Genomic DNA, 22,849 nt, shown 5'->3' with positions numbered 1-22,849 from the left:
GCTGAGGTGCTCCGGTATTGGCAACGTTATCTGGCTGGTGGTCGGCATGGCTTTAAACGGCTATGCCACAAAATCAAGCCATTGAATCTCTCTTTAATACGTTTATTTTAACTGATGGACTGCTGCCACACCGCCAGATAATCAATATGCTACACACCACAGTAAAATAATAAAAATGACATTCAAAAACCATTCCACAATAAAAATCGATACCATCAATTATTTAATCGATATTTTCACAGCCCCTTCAATATCAGGAATACTATTTGATAGGATAAATTTTTTTATCTTTTGCGTCACTTCAGATTTTAAAAAATGGTTCCTGTCTGTAATAACAACATCAAAATAAACAGATTTACCAATCAACTCTTTTATCAGAGGTGATGAATTTAGTGACTCATAAAGATGGCTCGGCAAGATCTCCAGGCTATTGGAAATCATCAGCACCAGGCTCATATCCTTCCTTTCACTGTATATTTCGATAAGTTGCAAATCGTCTTCCGTTACTTGCTCACCCGAGACAGCCGCAAGAACTCGGACAAATTCAAAGATAGAAATAGATGTTCCGAGAATATTTCTGGATGTAGGCACTCGGCCATGTAAATGCAAAATATTCCCTCTGTAGCCACAAGAACATAAGATATCCTGCTCAAGCTCTCCAACATCACTCATGTTATGATCATATAAATGATTTTGTCCTGGATAACGTACAGTAACACTAAGTTCACGGTTAGAAGGGTTACGAGATAACTCAACATGTTCATAAATATGGTATTCATTACCAGATAATGATGAACACTGAAATCCTATAGGGCCAGTTTCCTGAGATGTGTAAGCAAGAGGCTTAATACAAGCCTTTGGCAGAAAGGTATGAACTTTATCAACCAATGAATCAGAAAACATTTCCCCAAGATAGAAGATATTTCTCAAGGAGGAAAGTTGATTTCTATTGTCAGAATATAAAATACGTTCAAAAAAACTCGGGAGGCAAATTATTGTATCAATAGAAAATCTATCTATTGACTCACATAGAGAATCAATGTCAACAATAGATGCAAAAGGATAATATTTCACCTGAAGTAAGCGACAAATCTCATGCGCAAAAAGAAAACCGCCCCAAAGATTACCCGCCCCCAAACAGTTAGCTACAGAAGAAACAGATAGATCCCTAAACAAAGGTGATAAAGCTTTAGCCGCCGTGCTGGTAACAAACTGATAATTATCCCAAGGGTGTTCGACAATTCGAGAATTTTCGGTAGTCCCACCAGTAGCAAATACTATGACTGACATTGCGCTTCCTTTTTGCTGGCTATTTTGATGAAAAACAATGAAGTAACCGATGAACAAAAAACCACGAAAAATATAAATTCAGAGGCATACTCTGATATATTTTCAATGGCAAGCCCAGTGATCCATGACCCAAAAGCTGAACCCGCATTTGACAAGATAACTATATAACTAAACATTACGCCAGAAGGGATATCCGAGTTAATACCTGAAGCCGTAACATAAATCTCAGGAATAACTATAGACTCATAAATGCTGTAAGCAATCAAAGCAATAACTGCTGTATAGAGAGAGCCCAGTAGATAAATAGAAGATAAAGCCCCACATATTATAATAATGTTTGAAATCCAGTAGTCATTCAATGGCTTAAACTTTGAAAAAATGGCCTGCCAAAGGCAGATAGTGATACCAACAATTGAGAAAAAAACTCCAGAGTATTCTTTAAGATCTGGTATTACCTTGCCAATAAGTGTCGTGGACGTTATAAACACCCCCATAATAACAAAGCAAAAGAAGGATGCAAGCAAGATACTCTGCACGGCTTTAGCCATATTACCACGGAATGCGTAAAAAAGACCAACCAGTGGAGATCTTGATACCGGTTTCTTATTACTCGCCAGGGGTGGGTACGTAATGTTGAGTGCAAATATCGCCATAATTACACTGCATAGAATAACTGTTAATATAATTTCATTCATGAAGTTATATTTATCTGAAAAAGAAGCTAAAGAAGGAGCAACAAAAACAGCTGTATTCTGGAATAATGAAAAAACATTCATTGCCTTTTTAACATGCTCTCTAGGCAAACTTTCTGTAAGCACCTCTCTAAAAAAAGGTTTTGATATAGCCTTGGATATGGATAAAAATAAAAAAAATAGCAACCATGAGATCAGCGACAAAGATATATAGAGAGATAAGAATGCAATAGCCCTCAATAAAAGCGATGAGAAGATAAGTAATTTCCTTGGCAAATGTTCTAAGTACCCGGCAATGGCAAACATTAGTACACTTTCCAGTATAATGGCACCAGCCAGACATACACCAACACTAGCAGCACTTATCTCTGGGGATATCCCTAGTAATGGAAGAGAAAAAAAGAAAGAGAATTCGGCAAAAAAAACTGCCAAATAAATAAAATAGCTTACCTTAAAATTATTCATAGTATTTATTTACTGTTTTTGCTAAATGATCGAAAACTTCTTTTCTTATACCATCAGGAAGTGTTGTTAGACCGGTTTCGGCTGTGGACATCTCATTAAAATAAAACCCAGATTTATTCATTAACCAATCTATAGCTAACATAGTACATCCTGATATTTCAGCTATCTTTATTGATAAATGATGAATTTGTTGAAAATATGGCTCATGAACATATTCATCCATAAATTCATTCGCTGATAACGTTAACTGCTCACCACCAAGGGCAACATTACCAATATAACCATCTCCTCGTGGGATACGGAATTTTACAAATGCCAGTTTTGTTGCAGTAAAGAAAAAGCGGACATCTCTGGCATCAGCAAGGTAAGGCGTCATGAAATACTCAACGGAAGACGTGGAGATTAAGTTTCCGGTACTCACCGCATGCTGTAAATTGGAGGATTTAATAACACCAAACCCCATACCGGTTCCTGTAGGCTTAAAAATATACTCGCCACTGTAGTGAGAAGTAAAACGTTGAATAGCCGGAACGACATGGCGATGATATCCAAGCATAGTGAATGGAAGAATTGGTGCACCATGAACTGAAGCTAATGTCATTTGAGCGACCTTATTCCACTCAAGAGCTTCAATCCCTGCAATACTCTCATTTAATAAGCATAGGCCTTTAGCACGAAGATAATGTCTCAGTGTTGATGCGATTGCTCTACCCTGAGTATTTAGATTAGCTTGTGAAATAATGAAAGCAGATCTAACCTCATCCAAAATATTACCATTATACATTAAATTTGTTTCGCCGTTTGGCAGGGTGTTAATAATACAATCTTCCAGCGCGATAAAACTAAAATCAATTCTTCGATTCTTCAACTCAATGGTAAATTGAGCATAAGACCCCTCTATTTCATCAACGTTACTATATTCCTCTCGTGCAACCACCCAGTATAAATTCATCATTTTCTCTTCCTCAATACCATAATTGATGGTGGTAGTGATGTTGATATTGTTTTTTCTATCATAAAACCAGCTAATTCTGATAGAGTTTCATATTCGTGATAAAAACGCTCTTTTCCCATAAAAAGGGCATCCATTAATAAATCCAAGGTTTTCCCCTTACAATTATCATTTTCTTTGATTATTTCAATTACAAACAATCTGGCATCATCATTCATGGCATGATGACAATTTTTCAGGATTTTTAATGCTTTTTCATCGTTCCAATCATGGATGATATTTTTTAAGATATAAATATCTTTACCACAGACTATGCGTTGAAAAAAATCGGCATTAACATATTCTATACCATCTTCAGTTCTACTATTTTCAGAAAAAAGATCAAGAACAGTTGCCGATTTTAGGTTGTACTTCTGATGAAGTTTCTTCATCAGTATCCCTTTGCCGCCCCCAACATCAACAACTTCAGACGTTTCATTGCAATCAATATATTCGACGATTTCAGAAGAGAGGGCATCTGTAATTTTTTCCATCAATTTATCAAAGGTATTTTTTAAATCTGAATTACAGCTAAGATGCGAAAAAAATGGTCTTCCATGTGTTTTTTCAAAGGCTGGCACTAAGGCATGTGAAGTGATAGAAGAGGGATAATCTGGCCACATGCTCCAATAATCCCTACCTAGCTCACATAATATCCACAATGTCTCAAGACTGTTATCATCGGCCAGGGTTGCAGCATCTTCACTGAGTGAATATCGAAAATCATTTAATCGCACAATGCCAAATTCAATCATGATATCAAGTAAACGGGAAAGACGATCGCTATCTAATTCAGCATGAGACGATAACTCATACAGAGTTAACGAATTCGCTTTCCCTAGAAATATTGGAATCCTCAGTTTAACAAATGTATGTAGTGCAACAGATTGCCGATAAGCAGTTATTATTTTTATTAGCATTTTCTATCACTTATTAATGCATTAACTGAATCTGAAAATCGTATAATTTCTTCCTTTGAGTGCGCAGCAGAAATAGCTACCCGAATAATACTTTGTGATTTTGCTACCGTCGGGTACATCGCTGCTGTAACCAAGAAACCCTGAGCCCGAAGACTTGCAGATGTATTGATAGCTTCATTCTCACATCCGATATGAATTGTGCGAATTGGGCTTATTTTCTCTTTCACCTCTACATTAGACACTGAACTGTCAAATATATGAATATTTTCTTTCAATGTTGCTTGTAGCTCGGTAATTTCATGAGAAAGATGTATATTTGCTGAAGCCACACATGCTGCAATACCAGGTAATGAAGGAGGGCCACTAAAAATGTAATTTAAAGCATATTTCTTTATGGCTGAGACAGCTTGTGAATTATAAAATGATGCAGCACCGCCATGAGAGCCAAACGCTTTTGAAAGTGACGACAACAAAATAAGGTTGTCACTGAACTCACCTAACTCATGCAAAGTATACCCACAGCCATGTCTACCGATTATTGATGTTCCATGCGCATCATCAACATAGAAATACCCCTCAAATTCCTTTGCTAATCGAGTTAATTCAATAACATTATTACTCCCTCCCATTGATCCTAAAGAATCTGAAATGAGAATGGGGGTTTTTCCTTCAGCCCTGCATTTTATTAATGCATTATGAATTAACTCTTGATCAGAAAAATCAACTCGTTCAAAACTACCAAACTGTTCTAAAATACCTCTAAGTATTTGGATGGACGCATGTGTTGTTTTATCTACGATCCAATTTATTCCTTTTTCACTAATGCTATATCCAGGCAGCTCACCTGAGCCAAGAACGGGGAGTACCGCCAAATGAGCAGCACCGACTGAATTAAATACAACTGTGTGTGAATTACAAAATAGTGTATTTAATTTATCTTCAAGAATATCAAAAATATCACATTTCGCACGAGTTCGCGCAGCTGCATATTGCACTCCAAATTTATCTATAGATTCTTTTACGGCATTGATTAATGCAGGGTGACGCTCTAAACCCAGATAAGAACATGACATAAAATCCACATATTCTTTACCCTCACCACAAATAATTCCTCGGCCTTTTGTCCGTGAGGTTATTGTTAGATCATTTATTTCTCTCTTCCATATCTGCTCTTGGTGGGGCCGACTTGACTGTATGCGATCTGACAACCAATTTCGTGAATCCATGAAAACTCTCTCATTCCATTAATATTATAATAATTAAAACACTCACAATAAAAACATACACCAATGAAAATTAATTTTATGTGAGGACGCAATAGACATTATATTTAATTAATAAAAAAACTCAATAGCAAACGATTGCATTGTTAATCACAATATTTTTATTAAAAAAATTAATATAGTGCTATTCATTTATTTTTATATTATCAGTGTGATAACGATATAAAAATAAATATAATTATTGGAGTTAAGATATAATATAACTCTATTGTATTAATATTTTAAAATTATTGATCATTGGTTAATGTAGCGTTAATTTATATATTGCAATTATATTTATATAATCCGGTACTATTTGAACTCAAAAAGGCTTTGGTGTGACCGGTTACGACGGCCCTGATAATGCCTGGGTACAGCGGCCCCTGAACCTATTCGCACTGGAGGAAATCATGTCCGTATGCTGAAATTCACTGCGAAAGCCAAAAAGTCCCGCTATAAAAGCAGTTATCATGGCGTACTATTTAAAAAAGGAACAAAAGCAGTTATTCCCCTCAGGTCGAATGAAAAAACCAGTCAGGATAAATGGTGCATGTGTAATGTCACGCAGTATAAAGCACGTTATATTATTGAAGGCTTTGTTGAATAAATCGAACTTTTAAGTGTTTGGCGGATCTGATCGCTACAGTCGTTTCAGCATCGGGTTTCCATGGCAAAGCAAAAGTTTAAAATCACCAACTGGTCAGCCTACAATAACGCTCTCCGGCAGCGCGGTTTAATGACGGTCTGGCTTGATGAGTCTGCCATTGCTGCATGGACTGACCGTACGCAGCCTGAGGGGCGTGGCCGACCGCTTCACTACACCGATATGGCGATCACCACGGTTCTGATGATGAAGCGCGTGTTTAACCTTTCGCTACGGGCGTTACAGGGCTTCGTTGACTCAATTTTTACGCTCATGGCGCTGCCTCTTCGATGCCCGGACTACTCTCTGGTCAGCAAACGGGCAAAAAGTGTTAGCATCAGCATAAAAACGCCAACCCGTGGTGAAATCTCACATCTGGTCATCGATGCTACTGGCCTCAAGGTCTTGGGCGAAGGTGAATGGAAAGTCAGGCAGCATGGGGCTGACCGACGCAGGGTATGGCGCAAGCTTCATCTGGCCGCAGACAGTGCGACGCACGAGATTGTTTGTGCCGATTTATCGCTCAGCGGCACGACCGATGCGCAGGCCCTGCCAGGGTTGATTCAGCAGACCCACCGGAAAATCAGGGAAGCTTCGGCAGACGGCGCTTATGACACGCGCTACAGCCATGATGCGTTACTTCGGAAAAAAATAAGGCCACTTATCCCACCACGAAGCGGGGCGCAATACTGGCCGGACAAGTACCATGAGCGTAACCACGCTGTGGCAAATCAGTACTTAAGCGGCAGTAATGACGTCTGGAAAAAGAAAGTGGGCTACCACCGGCGGTCGGTAGCAGAAACGGCGATGTTCCGCATTAAAACCCTGCTGGGGAGCCATCTGAGCCTGCGTGACTATGACGCGCAGGTGGGTGAAGCGATGGCAATGGTCAAGGCACTGAACCGGATGACGTTGTTGGGGATGCCGCACAGCGTCCGGATCGCATAACGGGTTAACCGACGAGAGCTATCCCGTCGACTAACTCTGATTTATTCAACAAAGCCATTCTTTTAGCGAAAAAAAGAGGATAACCATAAAGCGTTATCCTCGAATCACAGCGAATCAATAATCCCTATAAAAATAATGATGAAGATGATATTTCAGAGCGTGCGGTTATGCGTTCAGTGTATACGCCCGGTATTACCACCAGGCTTCGACTTGCACCCCGGCATTCCAGGTATTATTGGCGGTGCCGCTTTTAAAGGGTTTGCCGTCCTGACTGTCATTCAGATACGAGGTATAAAAGCGCAGTTCCGGGCGCGACATAAACGCAGGGCCGGCGGCCAATGCCACGGCCAGGGTATATTTCTGCCCGCTTTGCTTAAATGAGGTGCCGTTTTTGAAGTTATCTTTTTGGGTGAATGCCCCGACTTCGCCAATGCCGCGCACATAATCGGTAAACTGATATTGCATGCGCCCGACCAGTGACAACAACCGAGTGGTATCAGTCGCTTCATTAATCTGGTTGGCCGAGCCCCAGGTCAGCACATGATTGAACGAGAGCCGGTCAGTCAGCGGGATAAGTCCGGTATTAATCACGCGATAACCGGTTGCGCTGTTGACCTGATTCCACATGTCATACCAGCCGCCGCCTTGTGACACCATATTTTGCGCCAGGCCTTTGTTGGCGTACTGCAAGACGACTTTGTTATAGCCGCCCAGCATATCCTGGCTGATTTCGCCGGTCAGCATCACGCCGTTATCTGCGTCATACAGGCCGCCGAACTCTTTTTGTTTTTTGGTGACGTTGGGCATGGCGTAATCAATACCAAACTCCGTCCAGGCTCCCTTCCAGGGTTTCAGCCCGGCATAGCGCACATCGGCATAGTTAATATTGACGTTACTGTTGCCATTAATCCTGTCATCAACCGCATTGGCATCGCCCCGCAGCCAGGCGACCGACAACGCGCCGGGGCCAAGGCTGTAGTTTTCCAGCCCGGCACCGGAGCCGGAAATATTCCAGTATTTGGTGTCGATAATATGCAGGTCGTGGCGCTGATAATAGCGTTTCCCGCCCCAGATAACCGCGTTACGGTCGCCGGGAACCAGCCCTTTGACTTGTAAATTTAACTGGCGTAAGCCGAACTGAGCATCATTACCGAGGGTGCTTTCATTATCGTTAGAACCATCAGATACCATGCTGACCATGCTATCAACATAGAAACTGACATCGTCTTTTTTATACACCTCAGAGCCTAACTCCACTTCGCCATAGGTATCGTTTTCGTTACCCAGCCGGCCAATTTTGTTTTTCTGCCATTGCGCCATGCCACCATCGTTTGACACCCCGACGCCACCGCGTAAATAGCCATGGAAATCAACGGGAATATTGGCGGCGAGCAGCGGCCCACAGGCCAGCATCGTAGTGAGAGCGGTAGGGACTGTCAGGCGTTTGATGTTCATGATCACCTCATGTTGTTTGTTGTTATGTACTACGTTCACATTTACCGCTCAATAAAATGCCTAAACGTAAAACTCGGCAATGCGTTCGTTTGTTTGTTGTGATTTAGTGCAAACAAATCATTTTGTTTTGTAAAAACTGGTGAGCTTCGTCACGGGTTTTTCTTTTGTGAACGTAATACTTTTTATTGGATTGGTCAGACTGTGCGGTAGCCCATGGGTTTTTCCCAGGGCCTGCTGTTACAATTCACACAAAACCACGACGGGAAAGCCGACCATGAAGTCGAAAAGCGCTACGTTAGAAGATGTTGCACGCCATGCTGGCGTTTCTTATCAAACCGTATCTCGGGTGCTGAATAAATCGGCCAATGTCTCTGAAGCCACGCGCCGCAAGGTTGAGCAGGCAATTGAGTTGCTACGCTATGTGCCAAACCGGTTGGCCCAGCAACTGGTGGGTAAACAGAGTATGACCATTGGGCTGGTGACGACCTCGCTGGCGTTACATGCGCCGTCACAGGTGGCCGCTGCCGTAAAACGGTATGCCAATACGGAAGGTTATCAGGTGTTGATCTCGATGATTGATGAGAACGTCAATCATGGCATTCAGGATTCTATCAATGAACTCAAGTCGCAGCGGGTTGATAAGGTCATCATCAATGTGCCGCTGGAAACCGATGAAGCAGAGCGAATTGCGACGGATAACGACGATATTCTGTGCCTTTTTCTCGATGTTGACCCCTACAGTTCCGTGTTTAATGTGTCGTTCAATCCAGCGGATGGCACGCGAGCCAGCGTAAAATATCTCTATGAACTGGGGCACCGCGACATGGCTTTACTGGCCGGGCCGGCAGGTTCGGTGTCGGCGCGACTGCGGTTGAAAAACTGGCTGGAAACGCTTGAAGGGTATGGGCTTGCGCCTGTCAGCGTATTACACGGCAACTGGGATGCGCAAAGCGGTTATGCCTGTGCGTTACAGATGCTGCGCGAGACGCCGCAGTTTAGCGCGGTACTGGTGGCGAACGATCAAATGGCGTTGGGAGTATTAAGCGCGTTTCATCAAAACCAGCAAACTATTCCTGGCCAGAAATCGGTGATTGGCTATGACGGGACGTATGAAAGCTCGTTTTTCCATCCGGCGTTGACCACCGTATCGCTCGATCTCGACTTGCAGGGAAAAGAAGCCGTGCAGCGGCTGCTGGGTGCCAGTGACAGCGATATGCAGCGTTCTTCTTCTATTTTACCAGCCCGGCTGGTGGTGCGTAATTCTACCGGCCCGCGTAGTGACGAACAGCGTGATTTACAGCAAATTGCCGAGCAGCTACGGCTGTTAGCCCAGCGCCTGAGCCAGTAATCATTCATTGCCTGGTGAAAGAGGCATGTCGTCTCGAGTCGAGGCTGTCTTGAGTAAAGAATAAAAAATAAAAAATAAAAAATAAAAAGAACCCCGGACGTTGGGCGACCGGGGTTCTGCATATGTCATTCCGGCACAAACCTATACAGGCAGCACAGGTGCTGCCGGCGTAAGTTATGCGGTGGTGTTAATGTTGCGCCCAACCGCCGGATTTGCCGGTAACGGCGGGATGGACTGGATAAGGCTCTCAACGGTATTTTTCTGATTATCCAATGACTTTTTCAACACCTGGGTGCCGACTTCACCGCTCAACTGCATGTTGTTCAGGCCAGAGGAAAGGGCGGCTATTTGTGATACATCCATCGTAGTTATCCTGTGTTAGAGGCTAAAAACATACCGATATGTCAGGCAGCGCGGACAAGCGGCTGAGACACACGCCCATCGGTTAGAGGAGCGTGGGTACAGAGAGATACTGACATACTCTGCCAGTATCTCTCTGGTATCGGTCAGGTTTGTTCAATCTTTAGTCTAGCCAACCGATGTGGTTAACGCTGTGTGCGTCATCACATCAGTTGCGCGATGCGTTTTGCCGCGCACAATCAATAATCGATGCGGCGTTATCGGTTATTCGTCGAAAAACCAATACCCCTGATTAACCAGTTCGGTTAATTGCGCCATGAACGCCGGGTTATGTAACGCCTCGCCCAGCTCATTTTGGCTAATTAACGTATAACGACACAGTGCATCAGCGCCTTTGTCATCGGCCATGTTCATCGGCTCGCTGTTGACGAAAAAACGCTCGCTTACGTTCAGCACCCGCAAGCCGTTTAACCGGATAAGCGTTTCCCCCGCGAGCAGGGCTTCGGTGATTTCTGCTGGCTCATAAGGCGGATTGGCGGGCGCGATATCCAATTCATGGCGAGGCGTGGTGGCAAAACGGCCAAACCATTGTTTGAAGGCTTCCGGTTGGTTGATGACATCCATCATCATGGCACGCAGCCGCTCCAGTTCGTATTCTTCTACCCGCCCCGGATGCTCCCGGCAGGTTAAATCGGGGTCGCTATAGTGCTCGCCGCCCAGGTCGTGCTCAAGTGCATAATCGGCAAAGCTGCTGATTAAGTCGCGCCCGTTGGGGCCGCGAAAACCGACGGAGTAGTTCAGCGCCGTTTCTAGCGTCTGCCCATCGTGTGGGAAACCTGGCGGAATGTAGAGAATATCACCGGGTGCTAACTCTTCATCAATAATCGGTGTGAACGGGTCAACATGCAGCAGGGCCGGGTGAGGGCAGAACTGGCGCATCGGCAGCTTATCGCCAACACGCCAGCGGCGACGCCCCATCCCTTGAATAATGAAGACATCGTATTGGTCAATATGCGGGCCGACACCGCCGCCCGGCACCGAAAAGGAGATCATCAAATCATCTAAGCGCCAGTCGGGTAATACCCGAAACGGGCGCACCAGTTTCGCGCTGGGTTCATGCCAATGATTCACGGCCTGAGCCAGCAGTGACCAGCCGGTTTCCCCCAGATGATCAAACGCTTCGAAGGGCCCATTCCAGGCCTGCCACTGACCTTTGTGATAACTCACCAAACGGCTATCGACTTCGGCTTCCATCGCCAATCCGGCCAGTTCATCCGGTGTAATAGGATCAACAAAATTAGCCAATGCATTTTTTAATACAACAGGTTGTTTTTGCCAGTATTTTTCTAAAAACTCAGGCCAATCGAATTTCAGTTGATATTCCATGCTTTCATACCCGTGGGGAGAGACAGACTTGATTATAAGAACCCACGCTTATGCCGCTTTGTCATTGGTCAAGGTCAAGCGCTATGGCAGATAGGTAATCCCCCCATTTTTAACCGGGCAGATAAGTAGAATCAGATAAGCGCTGAATATGCTGCATTGGTGTGAAGCCATTCAGTGCCATATTCGGTCGTTCGTGATTATAGAACCATTGCCATTGTGTGGCGTATTCCTGTAACTCACTCAGCGAATAAAACAGATAGTGCCCCAGCCAGTCATAACGCACTGTCCGGTTATAACGCTCAATATACGCATTCTGTTGTGGCTTCCCCGGCTGAATAAAATTGAGGATGATATTTTGTCGTTCAGCCCATACTATCAGAGTGTTACCTGCATATTCTGGTCCGTTGTCACATCGAATCGATGCCGGTTTCCCTTTCCATTCAATCAGTTGTTCGAGAGTTCTGACTACCCGACTGGCCGGAAGGGAAAAATCGACCTCTATTGCCAGGGCCTCGCGATTGAAATCATCAATAATATTCAGCAGACGAACGGAGCGACCATCTGACAACTGATCATGCATAAAATCCATTGACCAACTCTCGTTACTGCCAGTGGGGACCCTCAGTGGTTCCGGCTTTTCACGTTTCAACCGTTTTTTAGGTTTTATCCGCATATTCAGCGACAGTTCGCAGTAAATCCGGTAAATTCTCTTGTGGTTCCAGACAAAGCCTTTCACGTTGCGCAGATACAGGTAACACAGGCCGAAGCCCCAGTTTCGCTGGCTGTCCGTGATGCGCACCAGCCAGTCAGCAATCCGTTGATTTTCCTGACTCAGTAAGCGCCTGTATCGGTAGCAACATTCGCTGACGACAAAGAGCTGACAGGCCAGACGGATACTGATCCCCGGTGTTCAACTGCTTGTAGAGACATCTGCTTCCGGTCTCATGGCTTCAGAACTTTTTTGCCATCGCTTCGTGAATATTTTCGGCCTTCAGACGCTCTTCAGCATACATTTTTTTTAGTCGGCGATTTTCTTCTTCAAGCTCTTTCAGTCGGCTCATCAGTGCAGCATCCATCCCGCCAAACTTTGAGCGCCATTTATAAAAACTGGCACTGCTGATGCCATGCTCCCGGCACAGTTCAGGAACCGGCGTACCCGCCTCAGCCTGTTTGAGAATGGTGATGATCTGACTGTCAGTAAAACGTGATCGTTTCATAGAAATCCCCCTGCATTCAGGTTAGGAGAAAATTCTACTTATGCATGCACTGGTTTTTCGGGGGGATTACCGTATTACGTCACCCCATCAAAATTGAAGAAAGCCGGTACGTGATGAACCTGACCGGTGCCAGCGTCAAAAAACGCCTGCCTGACACGCCTGTTTATTGCCAGACATCACCGGGCAGCCAGTTACAGTCAAGGCAACCGCATGTCCTGCAAGCGACCACGATGTTGATTGACCACCGGCCACGGCAACACTTCCCAGCCGCTGTGATTACAGGCATCCATCATGTTCGGCATCATCGGTTGAAACACGATCCCGTTGCGGGTGAGATACCAGGGGGCATAAGTCCAAATATCCGCAGACGTATAATTACAACCATCAAACACGCCGTTGACTTTCCCGTTATTGCGCATCTGTACCGGGTATAGCCTATCGAATTGTTTCTTTAACCAGACAGGCAGGGTGTCGTCCCGGTAGTTATCCGTAATGTCATGTTCATCCGGTATCGGCGGCTCTCCCACCCACAAGAGATCGGCCAGTGACAGCAAGGCGGTATCGCTGACACGAAACGTGCGGGCATAAACATCGGTCGAAGGATGGGCGGAGCCTGGGCAGAGATGTAAATTGGTGGCGATGTAGCTGACGACACTCGCTGACAGTAAGCCGATTTTCACCTTAAACACATCCTCGGTGCTACACCTGTTCGACTGCGTCATCTGCCAAAAATCGGCGCGTAACTGGGCATTCAACTGTTCACGTTGTTCAGCCGGATACCCCGATACCACCTGAAACATGGAAGAATCGGTTAACGGGTCTTGCCACCACTCCACCTGATAGTCGCCAATGCGCCCTTGCTTGACCATTTTCAACTCATTGCCTTGCTGGAAGAGAAAGTCATACAGGGATAAGGCATAGAGCGACTGCATAAAGGGCGACAGCGTAATCGCAGCGGCAGGCGCTAACGGCGCAGCCGGTGTCAACACCGCCGCAACCGGTGCCGCATGCCCGTCGCGCCACTCGCCTTTCCAGCCTTGCTCGCCGAGCGGTTGTAAGGCTAATTGCTGCTCAACAAACGGCTCATTGTCTGTGCCATCCTCATCGTCAATGACAGTCAGCACCAGCGTTCCTTTCTGCGCCAGATCGCCCACAAGAGAATGCATCACATGGGCGCCGGGAGAAAAGTAACGCCCCTCTGCCTTGCCATTGGTGCCGATATCCAGTTCCACCACCACAGGCGCGATGCCGAGCGTACCGCGATACACCACAGGGTTGGCCTGCGCCACGCCCACCAGACAAACACTACCCAGCACCATCATCCTTGCGGCTAACGTTAATAAATTCATATTAAATAAATAGATAGGAAATAAAGCAGACACTATAACGGAAATAGATTAATTTCCGTAATCAAAAAAGAGCACGCGATAACGCCACGCCTGTAGACATTCGCCATCGGCCCGCGAATGGCATTTTCCCCGCCAGCTTCTATGCTATGACAAGGCTGGCGACATCATCAGGCTTTATTGTGGCTGTGGCTGTCCCGGCAAGTGACTTTCATAACAAAAGGATAACATCATGAGTCATATCAAACTGTTAGGTATTTCTGGCAGCCTGCGTCAAGCATCTGCCAACCGGGGGCTGCTGCGCGCGGCACAATCGGTCTTGCCTTCGCATGTCACACTGGAGATTGCCGACTTACTGGATGTGCCTTTTTATAACGCCGACCTGACAAGCGTTCCTGAATCGGTACAACGCATCGCCCAACAAGCGCGTGATGCCTCAGGCTTCGTGTTTGCCTGCACCGAATACAACTACTCCCTTGCCCCGGCGCTGAAAAATATTCTCGATTGGTTATCCCGCCTGCCCGATAGCAGCGAACTGCTGCACGGTAAACCGGCGGCATTGATGGGGGCTGGCGGTGGTATGGGCACCTCGCGGGCGCAATATCACCTGCGCCAAAGCTGCGTTTACCTGAACATTCACCCGCTCAATAAGCCGGAAGTGTTTGCCAATGCCTTCGCCGGTGGGTTTGACGCGCAGGGCAACCTGACCGATGAGGCCATCACCACGCTGATTGCCGAGCAAATGGATGCGCTGGTGGATATCATCACCAGCAAATAACGCGTATTCGATAGATCCGATGGATTCGATGGCGTTGTCCGCGCGCTTTGCCGCCCGCCTGCGGGCGGCAGCGCCTCACGCCGCGACGGTGCCCACGTTCATCATCGCGTCGGCTGTCACCGTTAACGCCGGGTGGCGACAAAAACGCACCACGTCCCCCACCACCAGCAAACTGGGCGATTGCGGCTGATAACGCGCCATCAGTGCAGGCAAGGTCGCCAGCGTCGCCGTCAGCAAACGCTGCGTCGGTTGCGTACCACGCTCAATAATCGCCAGCGGCGTACTGGCAGGCAAGCCGTGTGCGATTAATTTCTGGCACAGGCGGCTGGCATGACTCAGCCCCATATAAAACACCAGCGTTTGCTGGCCTGCTCCCAGCGTCTCCCAATCCAGTTGCGGCTCGCCGTCACGGGCGTGGCCGGTGATAAAACGCACCGACTGGGCGCACTCCCGGTGTGTAAGCGGCAGGCCCACCGCCGCCGCGCAACCGGTCGCCGCCGTAATACCCGGCACCACGTGGCAACGCACCCCCTGCTGGTGCAGGTAATCCATCTCTTCGCCACCGCGCCCAAAAATAAACGGATCGCCGCCTTTTAAGCGCACCACCCGCTGCCCGGCGTGCGCCAGCTCCATCAGCAACTGATTAATGCGCGGTTGCGCCAGTGTGTGATTGCCCTGCTGCTTGCCAACATCAATACGCAAGGTTTCCGGCTGCACCAGCGCCATAATTTCGGCGGAGATCAGCCGGTCATGCACCACCACATCCGCCTGCTGAATCGCCCGCAGCGCCTTGATAGTCAATAATTCGGCATCGCCGGGACCGGCACCCACCAGCCAGACGTCGCCTGCCAGTAACGGCTGGCGTTGGTGCCCGTGCGCCATCAGGGTGTTCACAGTAGGGTTCATGTTGTCACTCCTTATCCGGGCGCGGCTTAACCCGCCCGGCGTAATGTATCCGGCGCCGCATACTGTTGCAGCAACGCCTTGATTTCAGGGATGCACGAACCGCAGTTGGTTCCACACTGCAACTGCTCACCCAGTTGCGCCACACTGTGGCAGCCCTGACGAATAGCCTGAATAATGCGCAGCTCACCCACCGTGAAGCAGCTGCAAATGGTCGCCCCCTGCGCTATTTCCCCCTGTGGCGCACACCCCGCCAGTAGCGCCAGTCTGTCCGATGAGAGCTGCGGCGGCTCGGCAAACGCCGCCAGAATCACCTCACGCGCCAGTTGCGGACGATGTGCGCTCACATAAAGCGCCACGGCGACCTGCTCGCCACGCCAGCCAATGGCGTGAAACAACCGGTCGTCGCCCTGCGCCTGCTGAAATTCAACGTCGCTCAGGTGATAGTGCCGGGTCAGCCAGTCAAGCCAGTGTTCCGGCGTCTGTTCACCGGCTATCACGTAGTGCGAGACGTCATCAGCAGTAATCCGGCTCCAGTAGCCGCAGTCCGGTGTTGCCACCTCGCCGCGCACAAACAGCTCGCCGAACCAGACGGCGGGCCAGCGCTGAATGCGCACCCGCGACTGTTTGCTTTCCGGCTGCCCGGAGTCAGGGTCAGTCACCGCTGCCACCAGGCTATCGACACGCGCCTGTATGCTGAATTGGCGATTCCAGTGCATGGGCACAAAAATACTGCCGGGTTGCTGACCGCGCTGGATTTGCGCCCGCGCCAGCATCCAGCCGGACGGCGCACTGATGCGCACCAGCTCGCCCTCATGCACACCGGCATTGAGCGCATCCTGCGGGTGCAAATCACAGTAGGGCTCAGACGCATGCTGCATCAGGCGCGCTGCCTTGCCGGTGCGGGTCATGGTGTGCCACTGGTCGCGCACCCGGCCAGTATTCAGCACCAGCGGATAGGCCGCTGAGGGCGGGTTGACCGGCAACTGTGGCGTGATGGCCAACAGCCTCGCCTGGCCGTCCGGGTGCCAACAGCGCCCGTCGGTATACAACCGCGCCGTCCCGTCGCGGGCGCTGGCCGTCACCGGCCACTGTATTGGCGCAAGGTGTTGCCATTGCGCATCGCTGAGGTGTGCCAATGCGCCGATGTTAAACGCCCGCTGCCCCTCATTTTCAAACCCGGATAACGCCGCATGCTCGCGGAAAATTTGCGCCGGATGGCGGTAATCAAACGCCGTGCCAAACCCCATGCGCGTTGCCACCTGCGACACCATCCACCAGTCGGCTTTCGCCTCGCCCGGCGCGGGCAGGAACGCGCGCTGGCGGGAAATACGCCGTTCGGAGTTAGTGACGGTGCCCTCTTTTTCTCCCCACGCCAGCGCTGGCAGCAAAATGTCGGCGCACGCGGTAGTGTCCGTGTGGCGCATCACATCGGAGACGATCACCAGCGGGCAGCGCAACAGCGCCTGCCGCACCCGGTCAGCTTCCGGCATCGACACTACCGGGTTGGTGCCCATTATCCACACCGCCTTGACCTCGCCGGTTTCGATAGCGCGGAACAGATCGACTGCCATCAGCCCCGGTGCCGAGGCCACCCGGTCGCTGCCCCAGAAACGGCCAACCCGCGCCACCTCTTGCGGGCTAAAGCCCATGTGCGCCGCCAGTTGGTTCGCCAGCCCGCCCACTTCGCGGCCCCCCATGGCGTTCGGCTGACCGGTAATCGAAAACGGGCCGCAGCCCGCACGACCTATCCGGCCACTGAACAGATGCACGTTGATAATGGCGTTGCATTTGTCGCTGCCGGACGCCGACTGGTTAATGCCCTGCGAATAGAGCGTCACCACCTTGTCGGTCTCGCTAAACCACTGGTAGAAGCAGGCCACGTCTTCGTGCCGTAACCGGCAGAAGTCCGCTACCCGCTCTGGCGTCCACACCTCGGCGGCCGCCAGCGCCGCGTCCACGCCACTCAGTTCGCCGGGAACCGGGGTGTTCCGCTGCGCCAGGGCGCGCAGCAGCCCGTTGAACAACCCGGCATCACTGCCAGGCGCCAGCGGCAGGTGTAAATCCGCCGCGTCACAGGTGGCGGTGCGCCGTGGGTCAATCACCACCACCCGCATATTGGGGCGCTGGCGTTTAGCCTGCATCAGCCGCTGATACACCACCGGATGCGCCCAGGCGGTATTGGCGCCAACCAGCACCACCAGATCCGCCTGCTCGATGTCCTCGTAGTTACCCGGCACCGCATCGGCACCCAGCGCCCGTTTGTAACCAATAACTGCCGAAGCCATGCACAGGCGGGAATTGGTGTCCATGTTGGCGCTGCCGATGAAGCCTTTCATCAGCTTGTTGGCGACGTAATAGTCCTCAGTCAGTAATTGCCCCGAGCCGTAAAACGCCACCGCCTGCGGGCCGTGCTGCGCGATGATATCGCCGAGCGATTGCGCAACCTTATCCAGCGCTTGCTCCCAACGGACGCGGTGCCCGTCTACCAGCGGCCATAACAGGCGGCCCTTCAGACTCAGCGTCTCACCGAGCGCCGAACCCTTGACGCACAACCGCCCCTGATTAGCCGGGTGCTGGCTGTCGCCATCGATAGTCACCCGTCCATCCGGCTGTGTGGTCGCCATTACCCCGCAACCCACGCCGCAATAAGGACAGGTAGTGCGCCAGCTCGTCATAACGCCTCCGCCATATCCGCCGCCACCACGCTCATCGGCTCATCCGCCACCCAGATGCAGTCTTGCACCAGGCGCACCGGCCAGACGCGCACCCGCAGTTGGCTGTCATCCGGGCTGATACCGTCACACAGGCGCAAGCGTTTTTTGTACAACGGCGAAATCACCACCGGCTCGCCCGCCACATCACCAATCAGGCCGCGCGACAGCACGTTGGCACCGCTGCCCGGCTCCTGATTATCAAGCGCGAACACGCGTGCCGCCTGCCCCGGTTGCGCCGCAGGCAAATGGAACAGCGCCACCTGACGATGCCCGACGCGCGCCGCCATGCCCGAATTGGCCGGAATATCGCTCAGAAATCCGACGCACTGCCAGCCATCAGAACTGAGGGTTTCGGATACGGCGATCGGTTTTTTCTCCTCTACACGTGCAGGGCGAATCTGGCCGCGCTCCGGCACCATCACCACCGCTTCATCCGGGCTGTCGCTGTTAAGGAAGGCGCGGAATAAGGCGCGGTGTTCCTCATGCGCCAGTGTGGTTTGCCACTCGCACTGGTAGCTGTCGATAACATGGCGCATCTCGCTTTCCAGTTCGGCGGCAAGGCCCAGACTGTCGTCGATCACCACCTGACGCAGGTAGTCAACCCCGCCTTCCAGGTTATCCAGCCACACGCTGGTGCGCTGGAGCCGGTCTGCGGTACGGATGTAAAACATCAGCAGGCGGTCGATGAAGCGGAACAGCGTCTCGGTATCCAGATCGCTGGCAAACAGGTCGGCATGACGCGGTTTCATGCCGCCATTGCCGCACACATACAGGTTCCAGCCCTTGTCGGTGGCAATCACGCCGATGTCTTTACCCTGCGCTTCGGCGCATTCGCGGGTACAACCGGACACCGCCATCTTGAGCTTGTGCGGCGAGCGCAAGCCCTTGTAACGGTGCTCCAGCGCAATCGCCAGCCCGGTGGAATCCTGCACACCATAGCGGCACCAGGTGGAGCCGACGCAGGACTTCACGGTACGCAGCGACTTGCCGTAGGCATGGCCGGTTTCAAAACCCGCGTCGATCAACTCCTGCCAGATAGCGGGCAGTTGCTCCAGCCGCGCACCGAACAGGTCAACGCGCTGGCCGCCGGTGATTTTAGTGTACAGGTGGTAGCGTTCCGCCACCTGACCGATGGCAATCAAGCCTTTTGGGGTTATCTCGCCGCCGGGAATGCGCGGCACCACCGAGTAGGTGCCGTCTTTCTGGATGTTGGCCAGAAAACGGTCATTGGTATCCTGCAACGGTACGTGTTCCGGTTGCAGCACATAGTCGTTCCAGCACGAGGCCAGCATTGAGCCGACTAACGGCTTACAAATTTCACAGCCCAGCCCGTGACCGTGACGCGCCACCAGCTCGCCAAAACTGCGAATACGGTTAACGCGAATCAGGTGGTACAGTTCCTGACGCGAATAAGCGAAGTGTTCGCAGATGTCTTTTTTCACCTCGACGCCCGATTGCTGCAACCGGTACTCCATCACCTGCTTGAGCAGCGGCACACAGCCGCCGCAGCCGGTGCCAGCCTTGGTGCAGGCTTTCAGCGACGCCAGATCGGTGCAACCGTTGTCTACCGCCGCAAAAATATCCGCTTTGCTGACGTTGTGGCAGGAGCAAATCTGCGCGCTGTCCGGCAATGCCGCCACGCCCAACCCTTTTGGTGCGGCACCGTCCAGCGCGGGCAGAATCAGGCTCTCCGGGTGCGCGGGTAACGTCATGTCGTTGAGTTTCATCTGCAACAGCGTGCTGTAATCGCAGCTGTCGCCCACCAGCACCGCCCCCAGCAGCCGTTTGCCGTCTGCCGAGACAATGATTTTTTTGTAGACCTGATTCGGCTCATCGTTCCACTGGTAGCTCAGGCTGCCTTCGGTCGCGCCGTGCGCATCGCCGATTGACGCCACATCCACCCCCAACAGCTTGAGCTTGGTGCTCATGTCCGCACCGCTAAACACCTGTTGCGACGATTCTTGTTGCGCCGACGGGGCCAATTGGGCCGCGACGGTGCGCGCCATTTGGTAGCCCGGCGCCACCAGCCCGAAAATCTGCCCTTGCCAGACCGCGCACTCGCCGATAGCGAAAATAGCCTCATCCGAGGTCTGGCAATGATCGTTAATGACGATACCGCCGCGCGTGCCTATCTGAAGCCCGGCCTCACTCGCCAGCCGAACGCGCGGGCGGATACCGGCGGAAAACAGCACCAGGTCAGTTTCCAGCGAAGTGCCATCGGCAAAGTTCATGCGATGGCGCGCCTGCTCGCCTGCGGTGATGGAAAGCGTTTGTTTGCTGGTGTGGACATGCAGGCCCAACGCTTCGATTTTACGCCGCAGCAACTGAGCGCCGCCGTCATCGAGTTGCACTGCCATCAGCCGGGGCGCGAACTCCACCACATGGGTCTCCAGCCCTAACTGGCGCAGTGCGTTAGCCGCTTCCAGCCCCAGCAGGCCGCCGCCCACCACCACGCCGCTGCGCGATCCGCGCGCTTCGGTGGCAATGGCATCGAGATTATCCAGCGTGCGATACACCAGACAGCCGGGGCGATCATTACCGTCGATAGGCGGCACAAACGCATAGGAGCCGGTGGCCAGCACCAGGCGATCGTACGGGGTTTCCTGACCATTGGCGTCACGCACGCAGCGGCGCTGGCGATCGATAGCCGTCACCTGACAGCCGGTGCGTAGCTCAATACCGCTCTGCTCGAAAAAACCGTCACTGACCATGGAGAGCGACTCGGCGCTACGTCCGGCAAAATACTCGGACAAATGCACCCGGTCATAGGCCGGGTAGCGCTCTTCGCCAAACACCACCACGTGATATTGCTGGTGCAAGCCGCGCTCCACCAGTTGCTCCAAAAAGTGGTGGCCAACCATGCCGTGCCCCACAACCACTAATACCGGTTTACTCATAACAGAAATCCTTACGGCTTCAGGCCGAGTGTCTGTTTCAGGAAAAGAAAGACCAAATAAAAGCGACGTCGGTGCGACTGGCTGCCTGGCCTCCATGGCCGCCAGCAGTTGCGGGCTGTCGCTGACGTGTCCGAACAACAGCGCACCGCATAACCGATCGTCGCGGAATATCAGGCGGCGATAATGGCCGCCGAGCGGGTCTGACAGCGTGTGAAGCCGGTCGCCGGGCTGCGGGTGCAGCTCGCCTGCACTCACCACGTCAATGCCGGTCACTTTCAGGCGTGTGGCGAGTGGCGCGGGCAGGTAATCTGCCACCGGCTGCCCCGCGAGTCTGGCGGCCAGCACATCGGCCTGCGCCAGACAAGGGGCCACCAGCCCCACTGTCTCCCCGTTCACTTCAGCGCATTCACCGAACGCGCTGATGAAGTCATCGCGGGTACGTAACTGGCCGTCCACCACAATGCCGCGCCCGCACAACAGGCCGCTGTCGCGAGCCAGCTCACACACCGGCTGAGTACCGGTCGCCACCACCACCAGACCGGCGGGAAGACGCCTGCCGTCGGCCAGCGCGACGGCCTCAACCTGGCCTACCCCTTCCAGCGACTGGATCTGCACACCGGTCAGGCAACGGATGCCGCGCCCGCGCAGCCGGGTAGCCAGTAACTCACTGGCGGTGGCATCAAGTTGCCGCTCCATCAATTGGGGGTGGCGATGCACTAACGTCACCTCGGCCCCGTGCAGGCGCAGCGCGGCGGCGGCCTCAATGCCCAACACCCCGCCGCCCATCACCACCACCGGCGTGCCTTGCCGCACCGCCGCCCACATGCGCTCGACGTCATCCAGTGTGCGAAAGCCGGTTACGCCCGGCAGGTCGATACCCGGCCACGGCGGCATAAACGGACGTGAACCGGTCGCCAGCACCAGTTGGTCATAGAACAGTCGGCGGCGATCGGTGATGACCGCGCGCGCAGCCCTGTCGATACGCACGACCGACTCGCCGCTCAGTAGCGTCACGTCCATCGCCTCGGGCGCGGGCTCCAGTTGCGTCTCCTCAAACGTTTTTTCGCCCCCCAGCACCGAGGAGAGCAGCACGCGGTTATAGCTGGCGCGCGGCTCACGATCGATGAGGGTGATGCGGTAGCGTTGCGCGGCAAGCTGCCCCAGTTTTTTTACCAGCCGGGCGCTGGACAGGCCGTTACCGATGATGACCAGATGTGCGCTCATCGCTCCC

16 protein-coding genes and 1 pseudogene are annotated in these 22,849 nt (G+C 51.3%); 4 read left to right on the top strand and 13 right to left on the bottom strand.

From position 1 onward, the window contains the following. Positions 1 to 219 precede the first annotated feature (219 nt). The 5 genes from O1Q98_RS06010 to O1Q98_RS05990 are packed head-to-tail and all read right to left on the bottom strand — an operon-like array spanning position 220 to position 5,584. On the bottom strand, positions 220 to 1,290 hold the full coding sequence (locus tag O1Q98_RS06010; RefSeq protein ID WP_125260280.1) for a phenylacetate--CoA ligase family protein: 1,071 nt from the start codon (positions 1,288 to 1,290) through the stop codon (positions 220 to 222). Further along, positions 1,278 to 2,447: an MFS transporter gene (locus O1Q98_RS06005; protein WP_125260281.1), complete on the bottom strand. Its 1,170-nt coding sequence runs from the start codon at positions 2,445 to 2,447 to the stop codon at positions 1,278 to 1,280. Before O1Q98_RS06005 ends, O1Q98_RS06010 begins: the two co-directional genes overlap by 13 nt. After that, complete coding sequence (locus O1Q98_RS06000) at positions 2,440 to 3,402, bottom strand: ATP-grasp domain-containing protein (RefSeq protein WP_125260282.1); 963 nt, start codon at positions 3,400 to 3,402, stop codon at positions 2,440 to 2,442. Before O1Q98_RS06000 ends, O1Q98_RS06005 begins: the two co-directional genes overlap by 8 nt. Beyond that, on the bottom strand, positions 3,399 to 4,358 hold the full coding sequence (locus tag O1Q98_RS05995) for a methyltransferase (protein WP_125260283.1): 960 nt from the start codon (positions 4,356 to 4,358) through the stop codon (positions 3,399 to 3,401). Before O1Q98_RS05995 ends, O1Q98_RS06000 begins: the two co-directional genes overlap by 4 nt. Further along, positions 4,352 to 5,584, bottom strand: coding sequence for an aminotransferase class I/II-fold pyridoxal phosphate-dependent enzyme (locus O1Q98_RS05990; RefSeq protein ID WP_125260284.1), 1,233 nt, complete (start codon positions 5,582 to 5,584; stop codon positions 4,352 to 4,354). Before O1Q98_RS05990 ends, O1Q98_RS05995 begins: the two co-directional genes overlap by 7 nt. Positions 5,585 to 6,038: 454 nt before the next feature. Between O1Q98_RS05990 and O1Q98_RS05985 the strand changes: the two genes are divergently transcribed. Both O1Q98_RS05985 and O1Q98_RS05980 read left to right on the top strand, forming a co-directional pair. Further along, positions 6,039 to 6,227, top strand: a complete 189-nt coding sequence (locus tag O1Q98_RS05985; RefSeq protein WP_164513020.1) for a hypothetical protein — start codon at positions 6,039 to 6,041, stop codon at positions 6,225 to 6,227. A gap of 60 nt (positions 6,228 to 6,287) precedes the next feature. Then, on the top strand, positions 6,288 to 7,211 hold the full coding sequence (locus O1Q98_RS05980) for an IS5 family transposase (RefSeq protein ID WP_125261335.1): 924 nt from the start codon (positions 6,288 to 6,290) through the stop codon (positions 7,209 to 7,211). A gap of 192 nt (positions 7,212 to 7,403) precedes the next feature. On the opposite strand, the gene O1Q98_RS05975 is transcribed toward O1Q98_RS05980, so the two are convergent. After that, entirely contained in the window at positions 7,404 to 8,624 is a 1,221-nt protein-coding gene (locus O1Q98_RS05975) for a maltoporin (RefSeq protein WP_240632806.1), read from the bottom strand. 316 nt (positions 8,625 to 8,940) lie between these two features. Here O1Q98_RS05975 and O1Q98_RS05970 point away from each other — a divergent pair, with 316 nt between their 5' ends. Beyond that, positions 8,941 to 10,014, top strand: a complete 1,074-nt coding sequence (locus O1Q98_RS05970; RefSeq protein ID WP_125260207.1) for a LacI family DNA-binding transcriptional regulator — start codon at positions 8,941 to 8,943, stop codon at positions 10,012 to 10,014. A 174-nt stretch (positions 10,015 to 10,188) separates the two neighbouring features. On the opposite strand, the gene O1Q98_RS05965 is transcribed toward O1Q98_RS05970, so the two are convergent. The 4 genes and pseudogenes from O1Q98_RS05965 to O1Q98_RS05950 form a co-directional block, all read right to left on the bottom strand. Further along, positions 10,189 to 10,377, bottom strand: a complete 189-nt coding sequence (locus tag O1Q98_RS05965) for a YjfB family protein (RefSeq protein ID WP_125260206.1) — start codon at positions 10,375 to 10,377, stop codon at positions 10,189 to 10,191. A 261-nt stretch (positions 10,378 to 10,638) separates the two neighbouring features. Continuing rightward, positions 10,639 to 11,760 (bottom strand): ribosomal protein uL16 3-hydroxylase, encoded by a 1,122-nt coding sequence (locus O1Q98_RS05960; RefSeq protein WP_125260205.1) that lies wholly within the window; start codon positions 11,758 to 11,760, stop codon positions 10,639 to 10,641. 109 nt (positions 11,761 to 11,869) lie between these two features. Then, positions 11,870 to 12,977: pseudogene (locus O1Q98_RS05955) on the bottom strand (IS3 family transposase). 197 nt (positions 12,978 to 13,174) lie between these two features. Further along, positions 13,175 to 14,326 (bottom strand): hypothetical protein, encoded by a 1,152-nt coding sequence (locus O1Q98_RS05950; protein ID WP_125260058.1) that lies wholly within the window; start codon positions 14,324 to 14,326, stop codon positions 13,175 to 13,177. Positions 14,327 to 14,555: 229 nt separating this feature from the next. On the opposite strand from O1Q98_RS05950, the gene O1Q98_RS05945 reads away from it, so the two are divergent. Continuing rightward, a complete protein-coding gene (locus tag O1Q98_RS05945; protein WP_125260059.1) occupies positions 14,556 to 15,101 on the top strand; it encodes an NADPH-dependent FMN reductase in 546 nt (181 codons plus the stop codon). 75 nt (positions 15,102 to 15,176) lie between these two features. Here O1Q98_RS05945 and cobA read toward each other — a convergent pair whose 3' ends face one another. The 3 genes from cobA to nirB are packed head-to-tail and all read right to left on the bottom strand — an operon-like array spanning position 15,177 to position 22,842. Beyond that, positions 15,177 to 16,007: a uroporphyrinogen-III C-methyltransferase gene (gene cobA / locus O1Q98_RS05940; RefSeq protein ID WP_125260060.1), complete on the bottom strand. Its 831-nt coding sequence runs from the start codon at positions 16,005 to 16,007 to the stop codon at positions 15,177 to 15,179. Between the two features lie 26 nt (positions 16,008 to 16,033). Beyond that, positions 16,034 to 18,682: a nitrate reductase gene (locus O1Q98_RS05935; RefSeq protein ID WP_125260061.1), complete on the bottom strand. Its 2,649-nt coding sequence runs from the start codon at positions 18,680 to 18,682 to the stop codon at positions 16,034 to 16,036. Further along, a complete protein-coding gene (gene nirB, locus O1Q98_RS05930; protein WP_125260062.1) occupies positions 18,679 to 22,842 on the bottom strand; it encodes a nitrite reductase large subunit NirB in 4,164 nt (1,387 codons plus the stop codon). Before nirB ends, O1Q98_RS05935 begins: the two co-directional genes overlap by 4 nt. Between the last annotated feature and the right edge of the window lie 7 nt (positions 22,843 to 22,849).

The organism is Dickeya lacustris (assembly GCF_029635795.1).
Classification (GTDB): domain Bacteria; phylum Pseudomonadota; class Gammaproteobacteria; order Enterobacterales; family Enterobacteriaceae; genus Dickeya; species Dickeya lacustris.
This window is presented reverse-complemented; position numbering and strand designations above follow the sequence as displayed.